Origin of the sequence: Halogeometricum borinquense DSM 11551 (assembly GCF_000172995.2) — an archaeon.
GTDB lineage: Archaea > Halobacteriota > Halobacteria > Halobacteriales > Haloferacaceae > Halogeometricum > Halogeometricum borinquense.
The window spans coordinates 1-15,696 of sequence record NC_014731.1 but is presented as its reverse complement, the minus strand read 5'-3'; the positions used below and the strand labels follow the sequence as shown (position 1 = coordinate 15,696).

Genomic DNA, 15,696 nt, shown 5'->3' with positions numbered 1-15,696 from the left:
TCCGTACGCCCGAGACGACACTGAACAGACCGACGGCGTTTCGATTGGGCCTGTCGATCGTCAAATTACGGATCTCGTGGCCGCGACCGTCAAACGAGCCACGAAACTGATCTTGTTTCGAACCGGAATCCCCGATCGGATCGAATCCGTCGCCGTCGTTCCATACCGTGGTATCCCCAGCGTCGATGTCGTTCCCGAGGACGTAGTGGGCAGCAAGATCCGCGTCGATTGCCTGTAACTCCCGAACGTCTGTGACTACAACGGGTCAGCCTCTCAGCACCGTTTCTCTCGTCAAGCAACGGCCCGTACGCCGACGATGCCGCTGGTTCGTCTCCACCACTGTCGGTCATCTTATGTCAGTAGTGGCGTAACAGATCATCGAAAAAGTATCGTAGAGCGTCCAAACAATTGCAGGAAGTTGTCCCCGAGTCGGCAACTATCTATGCCGGCCATTTATGTTTCCACAGATATTTGACATTCTTGTCTAAGAGGCACTGTCTAGTTAGTGACCTCCTCAACTGGCGTTCGTCCATCGAGCGATTGATGCGGTCGATAAAAATTATAATATTGCGCAAATTGTATGAACCACTCGCGGACGCTTCCGTGACTGCCCACCCACGAATTATGGAAGCGGTCGACTCGCATTTTGAGGGTATGAAACCACTTTTCGATGAGGTTTCGCTCGACGTAGTCAAGCCGACCGCTCACTCCTAATCGAGAGAGGGCAGTCTGATAGCCGTAGCCATCAACGAGAAACACAGCATCTGAGAGATCGTGTTTCTCCGAGAGTCGATGGAGAAACGCAGCCGCCGGATCGGTACCATGTCGTCCAAACAACTCGACATCGAGAATCAGTTTTGTCTCAATGTCTATTGCGGCGTACAACCAAGACCACTCGCATTGATTTTGACAGCGGTCTCGTCAACCGCAACCCGCTTCGGCTCCGCCTCAGGCGGCTTGTGACCGCTGTCAGCCAGCCGATGTACCCACTGCCAAACAGCTTGGTGAGAGCGTTCAACGCCGAGATAGCGAAGAATCTGTTTTGTTTCTCTCAGTGAACACCCGGTCGCGTGGAGCTGGACGGCGAACACCCTGACGGGTGTCGCCGTCCGCTCACGCTCCCAAGTTTCTTCATAATCCGTCGCAAAGCACTTGCTGAGCAGGTCTGCGAGCATTCTACCCAATTAACTCAACGACCTGCTCATTCCTCAAACTGGCTTAACTAGACAGTGCCCTATCGATCAAATTGACCGCATCGCTGGCGAGACGTGGCATCTGCGCGGCACGTCGCAATCTCAATCCACACCACTCGAGCAGGCACGGCGACAGGGCTTTGCACTGCGCAAGTTCTTCATGGACGAACCAGAGCTCTTGGACGGTGGACAGGTAGCAATCCCGATGAATCCGTTTGTTGTCCTCCCGAATATCACCCGCGAGGAATGGGAGGCACGCGGCTTTACGGGGCCAAGCGCCCCTCGCGTGCTGTTAGGTGATGAGTTAACGCCTGTGGCACTCCGGGAGCAACTTGACGCGATCCGCACGTTTGACCCGTTAACCTCAGCCGAATATGACACAGCACGTGCTGTCCTCAGCTGCGGACAGGCAATCAGCGATATCAGTATGTCGCCGCCCGCAAATCCTGAGACGCGACGCGACTACTACGAACACGTCACGAGTCAGCTTGCGAAGTTCGATTTGAAACAGGAAAAGATCGGCATGCGGATCCCACCTGGACCGCAGCAAATTCGAGGGATCGCTGGGTCTGGGAAGACCGTCCTCCTTGCCATGAAGGCGGCGAAAATGGCGGTCGATCACAAGGACTGGACCATCGCGCTGACGTTCCAAACGAAGAGTCTCTACGATCACATTACCGATCTCACGGAACGATTCTACAGGCGGTTCTCGAACGGACAATCACTGGCGGAGAGTGATTCGTCCATCGAGATCATCCACGGGTGGGGTGGCCACACAACTGGCGAGGGCATATACAAACGAATCGCAGAGGCAACTCCAAACGCTACCTTCCGTTCGGTGACCGATGCTCGTGCAGAATTCGGCTCCGACACTGATCCCCAGGAAGCGGTGGCGGCTGAACTGCTTGCGACCGGGGACATCCCAGACCTCTTTGATGCGATTCTCGTCGATGAGGCACAAGACTTCGGTCCGCACTTCTTCAATATGTGTCTCGCTGCACTTGACTCGTCCAACCGGCTCATTTGGGGCTACGACGAGGCACAAAATCTCCACAGTTTGCGTGCCCCGAGCCCCAAGGAAATTTTCGGCGTTGACGACACCGGCGATCCTGTTGTTGACCTGAGCGGGTCGTATTCAAACGGGGTGCAAAAAAGCCACATCATGCGGAAATCCTATCGCGCACCCCTGGAGGTTCTGTTGACTGCACACGTCCTTGGGATGGGACTCCTCCGTGATGGCGGTCCTGTCCAAGCAATTACGCGGCAAGACGGCTGGGAGAATCTCGGCTATGACGTCGATGGTGACTTCCGGAAAACAGGGAGTAAGGCACGTCTTCAGCGGCCTGAAGCAAACTCACCACATCCACTCTCTACGTTTGATACAGCCGGGCCATTCGTGTCGGCCGAAGCGTTCGACGATCCAGCTGCAGAGCTCGACTGGGTCGTTGACCAGGTTGTGGCTGATGTTCGTGAGGAGGGCTTACCTCCGGAGCGTATCCTCGTCGTCCCGCTTGGGCTGGACGCAAAGGATCGCGGTCAGCAGCTTCAGTCATTGCTGCGCGCCCATGATTTAGGAGCGACCTGTGCGTGGGAAGGTGACAGAACCGAATTTTCGCGGCCGGGTGAGGTAACGATCTCGACGATTCATCTCGCAAAAGGAAATGAAGCTGCCTCGGTGTATGTCGTTGGACTCAACAATGCAATCACAAACCCGTATCGCGAGCTTGTGCAGGCGCGAAACGAAGTGTTCGTGGCGATCACGCGATCACGAGCTTGGTGTACAATCACGGGATGTACACATGACGGTGCGGTCGGGATCATGGATGAGCTGCACACGATCATCGACATTGTCTCGTCGGACACTCCGGTTGTCGAGTTTGAGGTCCCCAGTCGGAGTTCCCTTGACCACGAACTGGAAGAGGATACGGAGAACCTGACGGCGACGAACCTCACCGATTTCGCCTGAGCTCAAGCAGCGGCGGTGATTGTGACTGGGGATGCGCCGGTAGTCCTGCTCGCCCGTCTCGTCCATGCCTGCACACTCTGCTCGCGTGAACGGTTTCGGTGACAGGGTTAGTCTCGTTGCTGAAACCACTGCGCGATTTCCTGCTGAAATTGGTCGAACCAGTGGAGGTCGTTGTGTAGCACAGCGTAGACAACGTCGTGGTTCACATCACCGTACCGATGGGCGAGGATATTTCGAAACCCGACGGCTTCTTCCATCTGGTCTTGAACGTTGGGTGAGAGTATGCCTGCATTCCCAAGCGACTCGATCTCTTTTTTTTGCAGTCCCACTTGGAGAGGCTCTCTGAAGCACGAATATGCTGGTCGAGATCAATACAGGATTGAATGAGATTCATGAACGTTCTCTCAACCGCCCGTTGGACGACGATATCGTCAACATACTCCGTTTTCGACATTCCCCGCATTTACTTCAGGTCGTTCGTGTACTCGTTGATGTACCGAAGCTTGTCAACGACAATGTCGAAACAGCGATTGAACTGAAAGACGCAGACGACGACCCCGACACCGTCCTCGGACGGGTCGGCGTAGCCCACGCGGCCGACCAGCCGGTAGGCGGCTACCGAAAGGGATGAGCCAGCGCCTTGCGCTTGGGATGGCTCTGGTCGGGTCACCGGATCTCCTCGTCTTCGATGAGCCCTCCACCGGCCTTGACCCCACTGGTGTCAGGACGCTTCGGGAAATCGTCCGCGAGGAAGCCGACCGCGGCGCGGCGGTGTTCTTCTCCAGTCACGATCTCGATCCAGTGAACTGACACACTCCACCAGTGAGGTTCGATTTCGAGTCAGACCCTCAGCAAGAACTCTCATCTACTCATCACAATTTCGAGCGCGCTCGCCATCGCAGCCGGCTCACCTGTAATCGCTACGGTGTCCCTGTCGGCGGCAAGTTCACAGATACCGTCTTGGACATTTTTTGCGTTGGTACGATGAACGCGACATTGACAATCTGAATGACATCACAGTGCCGAGTTTGGAGCCTTTCTACAGAAACCCGCGAACTCGCTGACGACATCCGTCCGTACAACGTCATGGGTGGACGAGGGTCCCCAGACGACGTGACCCCTCACTCACTTCGTCACTCGGTCGTTTATCGGATGATGACCTACGAAGACAAGCACATCTACGATATGAAGAAGAGACTTCGACACGCTCCTCTCCAAACAACAGACCAGATTTACAGTCACTTCGACCGTGTTTGATTCGGGACTCAATCAGTTCTTTCTCTTCCAGTTGAACCAAGAGTGGGTCATTGAAGCGGCTCCTATTTTCCGATACGTGAGGTAAACGATGGATAGGCTGACTCCAGCACCAAACGTGCCAATCTCTGTTCCCAGCCCAATGAAGACAGAAGCTCGGGGTCCAAGTCTACTCAGAAGTGGTAACGATTGCAGAAAGAACGAAGGTGAACACGGTCACCATTCATCCTGACGGTGAGTTTACGTTCTGGCACGGCGACGACGATCCGCTCTTCGGACACGCGATCCTTCTTGGGACTGTCGTGCAGAAATTGCTGGCTGACCCCGCGCACAGCGACACCTGGTTGGTTCGAGTCGTGTCCTGACACCAGTGGACTGCCTACTGACTCTCCTCCACCACCAAGTTCACGTCAGCGTCGGCGACTCGCTGCAGTTCGGTGTCGCTCACTGTGACAGCATCGGAGTGGGCGGTGTTGAGCGCCTGCAATCCCTCGGCGATCGACGATCGGACGAAGAGATACTCCTCGTCACATTCGAATCGGGACTCGAGCGCTTCGACGGCCGTGGCGGTGAGCACTGGCTGGGAAACGCCGATGGCTGCCAGTGCGTTCGCTGCCGACGGCCGAACGTCCGAATCGGTATCGCGAAGGCCGGTCTGCAGATCCTCGACGACACGCTCGGCTGTGTCTCGATCCGCAGCACCCATCTGTCCGAGTGCTTCGAGCGCTGCCGCACGGACCTTCCATTCATCGTCGTCGAGGAGCAGCTGTACCTCCTCGCTGACGCGTGCGGCCACGTCCGAATCCGTGGTGGCAATCGTGCCAAGTGCCTCGGCAGCCGCCGCGCGCACACGATAGTTGCTGTCCGCGAGACGGTGCTGCAGATCGTCGACGACGAGTTCGGCCATCTCGGGGGCTGCGGCCCCAATCGTTCCGAGCGCGCTGGCGGCCGCTCTCCGGTTCCAGTAGGGGCCCTCAGCAAGCAACTCTTGGAGATCCTCAACAGCGGGAGCCACTGTCTCGGGACGAACACCGCCGATCTCACCGAGCGCAGCGGCAGCCTCTGCTGAGAGGTTCTCGTCAGCGAGGCAGGCTCGAATCTCGTCCATCACGGGATCGAGGGCGTCGGGAGTAGCAGCACCGATTCGGCCGTAGGCACGGATGATGTCCTCCTGGAGTTGCCACTCGAAGTCGTCGTGAGTCGCCGCATTCTCGTCTTCGACGCTGCCAGTCAAGTCGAACAGCCCGTATTCTGTCGCGTCGCTCCCGACTGCTTCGTCTTCTGCCGTGTCGTCTTCGAACCAGTCGTGCAACTTCGCGACGACGCGCGGCGCGATCTCAGGATCAGCTGCTGCGATCTTCCCGAGAGCCGTCACGACGTCGAACTGCAGATCTTCGCTGGTGTCGTCGAATCTCGCCACAATGTCATCGATAGCCGGCCGGACTGCAGCAGGCCGAACGGTTGCGATGTTTCCGAGAGTCTCCACCGCGGACGAGCGCACCATTCGGTTGTCATCGTCAAGGAGTGCCCTGAGACGGTCCAGTTCGGGAACGACCGTCTCGGGGTGTGCGACCCCGATGCCGCCGAGAAAACTGAGTACGACACTACGGTCGATATCAGGGGACCGATCGTCAGGATCCGTCTCGGCGAGTGACAGCAGTTCCTCGACCACCATCGGGGCCGACTCGGGATATGCCACAGCGATCCTGCCGAGTGCACTCCCAATCCCGATCCGCGCTTGATCTCGCTCCGCCGCAGCGAGGTCCTCTCGCAGCATCTCGACGACAGGATCGATGATATCTGGCCGTACCAATGCGACGGTGCCGAGCGGCGACGGGATCGCACTGGCGTCGATCGTCTCGTCCGCAGACAGTGCTATCAACTCGTCTCTGGCAGGAGCAATCGCTTCTGGATAGGCGTGTGAAATCGTCGACAACAGGCTGATTGCGTTGGCCCGCACAGCGTCGTCGTCGAGAGAGCCAATGAGAGCGTCCACGTGCGGGCGAAGGAGGACAGGCTCGGCCTCGGCGAGTTTCCTGAGGGATGTCACGGAGGTGTCACGCATGTGCTCGTCCTCGGTGTCCAAGTGTTCCAGGAGCCACTCGATAGTGGTATCGAGCGCATTCGGGTCCGTCCGTGCGATCCACGTCAGCATGTCGAGGGCCTCGTCCCGTGTTCGTCTGGTCTCGTGGACGAGGTACGGCTGGAGGGCCACTGCGACACGTCGTGTGCAGTTGGGGTGGGACGAGATCTTCGACAGGGCTGCGTGGGCGTCTGAGCGCCCGTGGCGGCCGTCGAGGAGCGCACACAGGGCCTCGATTTCGTCGTCCGTCGCCGTGGTGGGATCAACTGTCTCTCGGAGTTTCTGGGCTCGTTGTGCTTCGCCGTCGGGGTCGTCTGGGGTATCGTCTGTCATTTGATATCGGGGAATCGGACTCGGTTGTGAAAGTGCAGATTCGCCATGCCGAGCGTGAACGTACTCGTGGTCCTAACCGGCTCACCCTCGCCACTGTGACCGCGAACGTCTCCACCAACACTTGTAGTTCTGTCAGATTTGGATTAAAATCCACGGGTGTCTTTGTTGGTTCGTCGGGATGCCTTGATCCCCGTCTCGCGGACGCCTGCTGTGTGTCAGTCACAGTGGTTCTTCTCGGTCAGTCACAGAGACAGTCCTGCGTCCGCGTCAGTGCGACGACTTCCTCGTGGAGCGTGCCGGCAAGCGAGAGGAGCGTTTGCGCGCGATACTCGCCAGCGATTCCAGTTCGATAGTACGACTCCGACCGGTTCTCGATCCAGAGTTCTTCGAGTCGGTCGGCAACGTCCTGCGAGAACAACCCGGCCCGGACACCTAACTCGTAGACTTCAGTGTGTCGTTGACGAGGAAGCAAAGGGCGAAGACCACTAAGCCACTGAGGAAGGCTAGGGTCGCCGGATCTGTGTTCACCATATGGCGTCTTCTTGACGAACTATACTGACTGTGACGGTGGCGAAGCACGTGACAGGGGCCGGGTTTCCGACGTTCATCGGACCTCCGTTTCATATGCTTCGAGTGGCCAGTTTCAGACAAACCCTGTGGGGTAACACATTCGGTCGGCACACCGTCGCACTTGCGGCGTCCGAAGTCGAAGCGCTCGACGACAGCGAGTAGCTGATTTGCGGTAGTGTCTGTGGGCACTGCATGTTAGCCGTGGCTAGTGGATGCGAAAAGATTGGGCGGGTGGTGTCCGAATTGGCCGAAGTCAATCCAAAATTTGAAATTGTGTGATACGAACATGGGACATCTTTTCGGACCTATTGCTAGTACAGAGGCGATTGAGATTATCAATTTGGATATTATCTCAACAGATTCAAGACACTGTCCGGACATTTGAGATTATCAATGCAAGCGGACGCAGATACTCGACGACTCGCGGTCGCCTTTTCTACTCTCCTGATACTCGCACCCCTTGCGGGCTGCGGGGCGGCACTCGATGCGACAGGCTTGGGTAGCGGTCCAACCGTATCTGATCTTCGGCTTGGAGAGTATGAGGATCAGCCGCTTTTGATGTTCAACTACACTGTAGACGACTATTCAGACGCTCTCCTTGAGGGACCGTCCGGCCAAGTGATCCAAAAGACGACGCTGGAGCCGGATCAAGAAGTGGCGGCGTTCAGTCTCGTTGACCCCCGTCCGGGAAATTACACGATTATCCTCCAGCAGGGTGGTGAGACAAAGTCGACAAAGACTGCCTCCTACGAAGGTGCGTCACCCACAATCACGACTACGGAAGCAGCTTGGTCTGGGAACACACTTCAACGAGTCAACGTAACGGTGAACAACAACGGTGATTTCCCCGTGAAGATCTCTGAGGCGGTCGTCAACGCTCGAGACTCGGAAATGCAGTCGAGTCCGTACGTCTGGGTCATGCCCGGTGAGACGGAGTCATTCTCGATCACTCCGTCCTACGGAAAAGTCTCGATCCACTCAGCCGGTGAGGTCCACGGTTCGGTCACGGTCACTACATCCGCAGATGAACTCTCCAGTTCGTTCACAAAGACATTTGAGGGGCCCGACTTGGCAATCACGAACGTCGAACCCGTTTGGGAGGGTGGATCGCTAGAATCGACACGGGTAACCGTCGAAAACCAAGGCGACCTCACGGCTTCAGCGTGGGCGGGTATCCAGCGTGGTGACGAAGTACTTGCCTCGACGTACAACGAGTCTATTTCACCCGGACAGAGCGTCCAGTACGAGATTACGCATTACAGCGGAACGATCTACGAACCAGAGACGTCGGGAGAAATTCAACTTCAGGCGATTGCGAACTCCCCATCTGGGTTCACGACCCAAGAGTTCACTCGTGAAATCTCCTCAGCAAGTCTCAGTATCGATTCGTTCACTCCCGTGTGGGAGAATGGGCGGCTCACTAGTGCGACATTTACCCTGTCGAACAACGGTGATGTTGCCACCGACTTCTCTGCAAGCCTGATAGTCAACGGTCATGAAGTGAAGGAAAGTCAGACTATCCAATCGCTCGCTGGCGGTGAGACCGAAGAGTACGAGATTGTGGATGATAGCTGGGGTGCTGGCTCCGCGTTGTTCATCAGCAATGGCGGCGAGGAGACGGTAAAACTCGAACTAACTAGTGCTGGAAATTCTGTCACGGCGAGCAGTAGTCAAGAATTCGACGGCCCGAGTGCTCAAATCAATAGTGTGGACACGACCGTGTTCGGGAACGATAACAGCGATACCCCGGAACTCTCTGACCTGACCCTTGACGTTCAGAATACTGGGGATTCGGTGCTGGTGTACGATTCGGTTCGGTACGAGATCGACGGCGTGAGTTCGACCGAATCACTCTCGTTCGAATCACAAATCAAACCGGGAGCAAGCACGACTGAATATCTCCATCCGGATCTCACGGTCACATCAGGGGACCGCCAACTCACAATCAAATTCATCCGAGATGGTGAAGTCGTCGATACCGAAACGGTGACAGTAACGATCCCAGAGTAAACGTTCTCAAGGACTCGCTGTTGTCGTCACCTCGTTTTTCGACGCCTCGACGCTGGAGCCTGTCGAAGACGACGAGTGACTGTTTCTTATTGTGGTTGGAATCGGTAGCTGACACGGTAGGATAGGCGATGTTAGCGGAGTCGAAAGGTATGATTGGGTAGTGTCCGGATTGGCCGGACGATAGTTACTGCCGACACCGATCTTCCCAAACCCCGGGAGTTCGACGGAAATATTCATTTGAATACCATGTCTACGGAGCTCTATACTTGTGTATTTGCATGGGCTACAGACTAATCCTATGGGTTGAGTTGTTTGGAGTTAGCTTCAGTAGGTCACCTTGTCGAGTGTTTCATCGTCGATGATAAGGTCCAACAAGACCTGACCGATTCCCCGCATTCCATCTTCTACCACCCGAGTTAATTCAATCTCTTCCCAGTCCTCATGCTCCTGATACTGTTGCCGGAGCTCAATGTACTGCGTCGCTGAGAAGAATACAGTAGCAAGTCGATAGCGTTCCATCACCATCGTCTTCCCGGAGTCCTTCAGGTTGTGTCTCTTCAGATAGTTCTGGAGAGGAGCAGCGTCTCTATTGATGAAGATATCCATTCCACTTTCACCAGGTCGAGGTTGTACTGAGACGATGCTTTGTTCGTCGAATTCGAAGTCATCCCATTCTTCTTCATCAACCCACTGATTGTGGGGTAGCTCGAACCCTTCTGCTGGTGTCTTGTCGGGTTTCTTTTTTAGTTTTGGCTCTTCTTCAACCGGCTCGGTACATTCCATCACGACGTTGAGAGAGAGAGCCTGTGGTTTTGCTGGAGAGACTTGAAGCCGAATCGGTACTTGATCCCCAACTTCTGCCCCACTTGGTGGTTCGAATGTCAGATTCAATATTCCATGCTTGAGATGCTTAGTCTTCAGTACAGGGGGTATGGAAGATTTGATTTCCCCCCGTTCCATGTTCCTCGTGAGATAGTCGTCTTCGGCGTTTAGTTCGAACCGAACCCTTTTGTCTGAGTTGACTGGGACTCTAAACCTGAAGCGTTCTCCATCCTCGTCGTCTTCGGAATAGATTTCGTAGTCCGAACGTGAGCGGAACTTCTTGATGGCGAAGAAGCGGTCGGGGAAGAATTCCCCGTCGTACTCTTCGAGTTCCTGCTTACCGTCTCCATCTTTTACTCGAGGCTTCTTTTCACCGGTCTCAAGGTATCTCTTGATACTCGGGTTTCTCTCAAGTAGATCCTCCAAAATGTCTTCTGATAGGTCGTCAGCATCCTCTTTTGTTATTCGGTCTCGACGTCGCTGTTCCTCCCGATCCAGCATGTCGTTGTCGATGAGAATCTCCTCGAGTTCCGACTTCAGAGCCTTTGCAGGGTCCTTGTTTTGGAGACGGTCTCTGGAGGGCTTGAATAAGTCGACGATATCCGAGTCCGACACGTCGGAGAAGTCAATCATCACAATAGAGTCTCCTCCGACACGGTTGTAGCTACAGCGAGTCTTGAGGAAAGTAGCTCCTTGATCACCGTGTGTTTGCCCATTCACAGTGAACAGTATCGCATGGTCGTTCTGCTTACCACCAACGAACTCCCCTCTTCGGTCCGGATTAATTCCTCTCTCTTCAAGTTCCTTTTTCGATTCAATAAGATAGATCTCGATTTGTTTTGTCCCTAAGACATCGTTATCGAACGTGTGTTCGAATTTATCGACGTCTTTGACGACTTCGGGTGACTCGTTTAATCGGGGACGTAGTCCTCGCGTGTGTTGGTCTCCCCAACTACTACTATACCGCGTTTCTCTCAATGTAATGGGAATCGGAGAGTTAACTAAATACCGCTCAAGCATCCCGCGGAAGTACTTCGTAATGTTCGATTTGTACTCCGCATCATAGTCGAATACTTTGACAAATGTCCCTGAACTCTCTTCAGCGAACTTTCCCTCGAACGTTGGAATCTCTCCGTCGATTTTTAGATATTCGTACCTCGTCTTCTCCCGGTTCTTGCGAATCAGCGACCACGACCACTTTTGTTCTTCGTCGTAAGCCGCTGACGCGATGAATTTATATCCTCGCTCGCCACAAAATGGGAGGACACCCGTACTACCCATCCCATATTTTCCTTGTAAGAAGTCGTAATCCTGCTTAATTTCTCCAGGAGTAAGGACATTCAAGAATGTTTTTTCGAAGCGGTCTCTTGGTTGCCCGCATCCATTGTCGTAAAGAGAGAGAGATAAGGGACCGTTTTGTTCACCAGTTGCCGTTAGATTAATCTCAGCAGTATCAAGGTCAACTACTCCTTCAACGGCCTCGTGGAGATTCTTGAATTCGTCTCCTCTAAAGTCGTCTCCGTAAGTTTGGTGAAATTGTTTGAGAATGATGGCGTCGATTGAGTTGACGATCAGTTCCGTGAGAGCGGCCATTGGTTCACTTTGTTGGTTCTCTACGATACTGTAGTTATTTGACTGATTGCCAAGCGCTACCCATTCAGCATCATTGAGCTGGTCATGGAGGAATTCCGTAACATCCTGTTCTGTGTGGCAATCTGAGTATAGGCTCGAAGCAAGGTCGCTGTAAGATAGATTCGATTGGGCCATGGCTCCTGTCTGGGTACTATTGACCGATGAAGTACGGCCGTATAGAATTTTCTCTCCAATTACACAAAATAAGAATCCTATCAAACCGTCTAACATCGATGTCACCGAACGTTTCGTCAAAGTCTTCAAGCTCGATGAGGACTGGAAAGTACCCAATGTCTAATCAGGATCTCAGTCACCCAACCGAGGTGAAGGATTTCTATCTTTTTGACGAGAATGTGCGCAGATTTGCAAATATATTTTCCAATAACTTAGATAAGATACTCATCCCAACAAATTTTCGAGATCCAGAGAAGGACGACCTTAGTCGCTTCTCGGCCCAAGTAAAGAACGATGGTGGTGTTGACACGGCGACCCTAGACAGCCATAGCCTCAAGGACTACTTCGAAAAAAACGTTGCCTTCTCACACTACTTCTATGACGAAATAAAAGATCACTACAAACTGAGAGAAGATGGCCTCTGGTCGAAGGATGGTCTAATCGAAATAATCGAGACGCACATTAACACGGACAGCGTATCTTTTCCGCACGAGGTCTCGTTCCGGGAGTTCTATACGAACCTCGTTCGCCTAGGAGATGAGAGTGCGACAAATACGCCTGAGGAGACAATTGATCTTCGTGTCCGCGAACGGTTAGAGAGTCATCCAGACGTTGTAGCAGATCTCGACAAGGAACTCAAGACTTTCTTTAGACTTCGAGAGTTCGGTCTCCCCCCAACCGAAGAGATTCGTAGGATACACGGATTCAAACACGAAAAAAACGAGACCGAACTAGAGCTGCATGAGGCAGATGCCCGATACATCACACCCTTCAACACGGCTGAAGAACGTTCTCGTTCTGAGATACCGGTAAAGGAGGAATCTGTTGATCTTATAATCACGTCACCTCCTTACTGGAGAAAAAGAGAGTATTTAGACGAAGATGACGAAGAATTTGGACAAGAGAGCGATCCTGAAGAGTATGTAGAGAACTTAGTGACGATATTGGATCAGTGGAAAAAGTTCTTGAAGCCAACAGGTTCTGTATTTTTGAATATCGGCGATACCTATCGATACAAATCTCTGCAAGGTATCCCCGGATTGTTCGCTGAGAAAGCGCGGAAGGGGGATTGGACTGTGCGAAATGATATAATTTGGACAAAAGAGAATGGTGTCCCATCACCAGTCGACGACAGGCTCGCACCTCGGCACGAACACATCTTCCATCTCGTACTTGATCGAGACGACTACTACTACGATAGAGAAGCATACATTGATTTGTACCAGACCGGAGCGAACCCTATCGATGTTTGGTCGATGAGCCACGACAGAAATACTCGAAACCATTTAGCACCATTCCCCGAAGATCTTGCTCGTAGAGCTTTAACTCTGGCTTGCCCTTCACAAGTCTGTGAAGACTGCGGTGCCCCTCGTCGTCGTGTGACCAACAAGAACAAAGACGAGCTTATCTCCGACCTCGATGATCCAGAAGAATTAGTAAACCATCTAATCAAATACGAATATTACAAATTGAACCCTCGTCGAGGACAGGCGCAGAGGGCGATTAAGCGTTTTGTCGAGTCTGAACTCGGATTTGAGCATTTAAGAGCTGTACAAGCAGTTGGCATTTCGGATGCTGGAAAAGCCAAGGAATACCAAACTGGCGCAGGTCGGAATAAGAAATCGACTCAAGAATTGGCTGACGACGCTAAGGAAGTTTTGAAAGGGTATTTCCGCGAGTTCACCTTCCCACAGAGACAAACTGTGCGGTGGACTGAGTGCGAGTGTGATGCTGACTACTCACCTGGTCGGGTTCTTGACCCCTTCGCTGGCTCAGGAACGACTTTGAAGGTAGCCAGTAAGCTTGGATACCACGCCCACGGAGTTGATCTGGATACATCCCATGCTTCGCATCTCTTTGAAGATATGTGAGGAGTTCATACTTGACTCTGAATTTGACTTTAGCTATGGTTACAGACGAACCCTTGTAGGATTGAAGTAGATACCGCATGTATTAGACAGTACATGAGAGTAAATTGAGATACAGAAGGACAAATTCTAATACACGTGGTCCCTATCTACCAGATGGAGCGTCATAGGTACCGGCGTTTGAAGCCCGTCGCACCACTCCTGCTATCCCGGTAAGACGTGGTCCGAACGAAGCACAGTCAATTGTATTTTCGGATAGGTCCCACGTGGAAACGGGGGTGGAGGCGGGAATGAGTACCCCTTCACTATTGACGATCTAGCCACGGTTTCAGGAGCACTCGTTGGATTGAAGCCCGAAATCATAGGTGTATCAATCGACACGTGCTGACGAACAGTCTGGCGACAGTAGCAAAGAAAGTATAGTCGTATCGTTCAAATATCAGATAACAGGATGGTTTCCCTCAATAGCATAAGCGGACTACTGTTTATAGCCGCCTGCTTGCTTGCTGCAAGTGCGATGGGATGGAAAACAGTAACGGAAAGCAAAAACTCACGCCGAAGTAGACTCCGAGCACCGCTAACGTCACTACACTGAGAAGCAGGACCGAGTCGATCCGCATGGCCTCGGTACTAACGAGTGGGACACCGATTGAGAGAACGACTGCGATGGCAAACTGCCCTTCGGTGCGGCGGAAACTGCTTGCGGCGTTGCCGAACGGGAGAAGACTGTCAACTGCACCTGCAATTCGGACAGCACGGCGATTGGGTCGTATTACCGAGACGGGCTCTGCATCTGGTAGTTCGGGTTCACCGGAGACTCTGAGTCGGTTGTATCCTCCGACGAGTCTGGGATAGCTGTGCCAACCGAGCGACTATCGCGTATCGTCCGGCCGATAACGACGAGACTCGCAATGAGTGTCAGTAGTGTTCCCACTTCGGGACCTGTCGCGTGGAGACTGGTCAGAAACCATAGCGGGACCCAGTACAGCATCCACAATCCGAGGTGCCACTGCGGTGCGACAGCCCCAGCAGTCGGCCATCCCGAACGTGTGTGGTGTCGAACGATCAGTCCGTGTTTCACCGTGACAGCGAGCACCCCAGCGGCGATAAGCGCTGGTGTTGGCCACGACCAAAACTCGTCGAACACCGCCGATGGAAGAATCTTCCACGATAGCCCAACTGCTGATATCGGGATGAAAAAGAACAGTGAGATGAGTACGACGTTCACGAACGGTCGGACATTGTGGAGCGTTACTGGTGGCAGTCGATCAACTAATGAGATCGACCCGACTTTCGCCGAGAAGAACCGGAAGAGTCCCTGCTCGTACGGCGACAGCGTTGAGTTACCTCCCTCTGGTGCTGGGTCCGCTCCAGTCGGTGAAACCGTTTCACGAGGTGCGGCGAACAACGTCTGACATACCCGCCGAACCAGTGAGACCGTTAAGTCGATCCAAAAGAGAACGACAACTGTGTAGAGCGGGAGTGTGGTGGTGACGACGGCCGCCGCTGCAACGAGTCCGACGGCAAATACGCCAAGGGATATAGACGAGAGTTTATTCATAGATGGTTACATCAATCCTGTGCGTGATGTTTTATTTACCGAACACGATGTCGTGATAACTACCGCGCCGAGTCCGGTGCTCGTTCTATGCACTAACTATTTGATTCAGAGCCGATAGTGTAAACGAAATTGCCTGACACAGAGACTATCGAGGATATGCTGGCGGCCGAAACACTCGATGAAATCGGCGATGCCGATTAACTGCTTAGAGCTGCTGACTCTCTGGTTTC

At 53.5% G+C, this 15,696-nt stretch carries 7 protein-coding genes and 3 pseudogenes; 4 read left to right on the top strand and 6 right to left on the bottom strand.

Going from position 1 to position 15,696, the window contains the following annotated elements:
• Positions 1 to 498 precede the first annotated feature (498 nt).
• Positions 499 to 1,175, bottom strand: a pseudogene (locus tag HBOR_RS19430) (IS6 family transposase).
• A gap of 331 nt (positions 1,176 to 1,506) precedes the next feature.
• On the opposite strand from HBOR_RS19430, the gene HBOR_RS15870 reads away from it, so the two are divergent.
• Entirely contained in the window at positions 1,507 to 3,159 is a 1,653-nt protein-coding gene (locus tag HBOR_RS15870; protein ID WP_006054494.1) for a DEAD/DEAH box helicase, read from the top strand.
• 107 nt (positions 3,160 to 3,266) lie between these two features.
• On the opposite strand, the pseudogene hepT reads toward HBOR_RS15870, so the two are convergent.
• Positions 3,267 to 3,613 (bottom strand): annotated as a pseudogene (gene hepT, locus HBOR_RS20525) (type VII toxin-antitoxin system HepT family RNase toxin).
• 60 nt (positions 3,614 to 3,673) lie between these two features.
• Between hepT and HBOR_RS20360 the strand changes: the two are divergent.
• Positions 3,674 to 3,963 (top strand): annotated as a pseudogene (locus HBOR_RS20360) (AAA family ATPase); the annotation flags it as partial.
• An 829-nt stretch (positions 3,964 to 4,792) separates the two neighbouring features.
• Here HBOR_RS20360 and HBOR_RS15855 read toward each other — a convergent pair.
• Together HBOR_RS15855 and HBOR_RS15850 are read right to left on the bottom strand one after the other, a co-directional pair.
• Positions 4,793 to 6,829 carry a sister chromatid cohesion protein PDS5 gene (locus HBOR_RS15855; RefSeq protein WP_006054499.1) on the bottom strand — a complete coding sequence of 679 codons (2,037 nt, stop codon included), beginning with the start codon at positions 6,827 to 6,829 and terminating at the stop codon, positions 4,793 to 4,795.
• Between the two features lie 238 nt (positions 6,830 to 7,067).
• A complete protein-coding gene (locus HBOR_RS15850; RefSeq protein WP_006054500.1) occupies positions 7,068 to 7,301 on the bottom strand; it encodes a hypothetical protein in 234 nt (77 codons plus the stop codon).
• Positions 7,302 to 7,792: 491 nt separating this feature from the next.
• Here HBOR_RS15850 and HBOR_RS15845 point away from each other — a divergent pair, with 491 nt between their 5' ends.
• The gene (locus HBOR_RS15845; protein ID WP_013440726.1) at positions 7,793 to 9,409 is read left to right on the top strand and encodes a hypothetical protein; all 1,617 of its coding nucleotides are present in this window, start codon (positions 7,793 to 7,795) and stop codon (positions 9,407 to 9,409) included.
• A 324-nt stretch (positions 9,410 to 9,733) separates the two neighbouring features.
• Here the strand turns inward: HBOR_RS15845 and HBOR_RS15840 are convergent, their stop codons facing one another.
• Complete coding sequence (locus HBOR_RS15840) at positions 9,734 to 11,998, bottom strand: hypothetical protein (protein ID WP_006054503.1); 2,265 nt, start codon at positions 11,996 to 11,998, stop codon at positions 9,734 to 9,736.
• A 155-nt stretch (positions 11,999 to 12,153) separates the two neighbouring features.
• Here HBOR_RS15840 and HBOR_RS15835 point away from each other — a divergent pair, with 155 nt between their 5' ends.
• Positions 12,154 to 13,908 carry a DNA-methyltransferase gene (locus tag HBOR_RS15835; RefSeq protein WP_013440725.1) on the top strand — a complete coding sequence of 585 codons (1,755 nt, stop codon included), beginning with the start codon at positions 12,154 to 12,156 and terminating at the stop codon, positions 13,906 to 13,908.
• 769 nt (positions 13,909 to 14,677) lie between these two features.
• Here the strand turns inward: HBOR_RS15835 and HBOR_RS15830 are convergent.
• Positions 14,678 to 15,466, bottom strand: coding sequence for a hypothetical protein (locus HBOR_RS15830; protein ID WP_006054505.1), 789 nt, complete (start codon positions 15,464 to 15,466; stop codon positions 14,678 to 14,680).
• Positions 15,467 to 15,696: the final 230 nt, after the last annotated feature.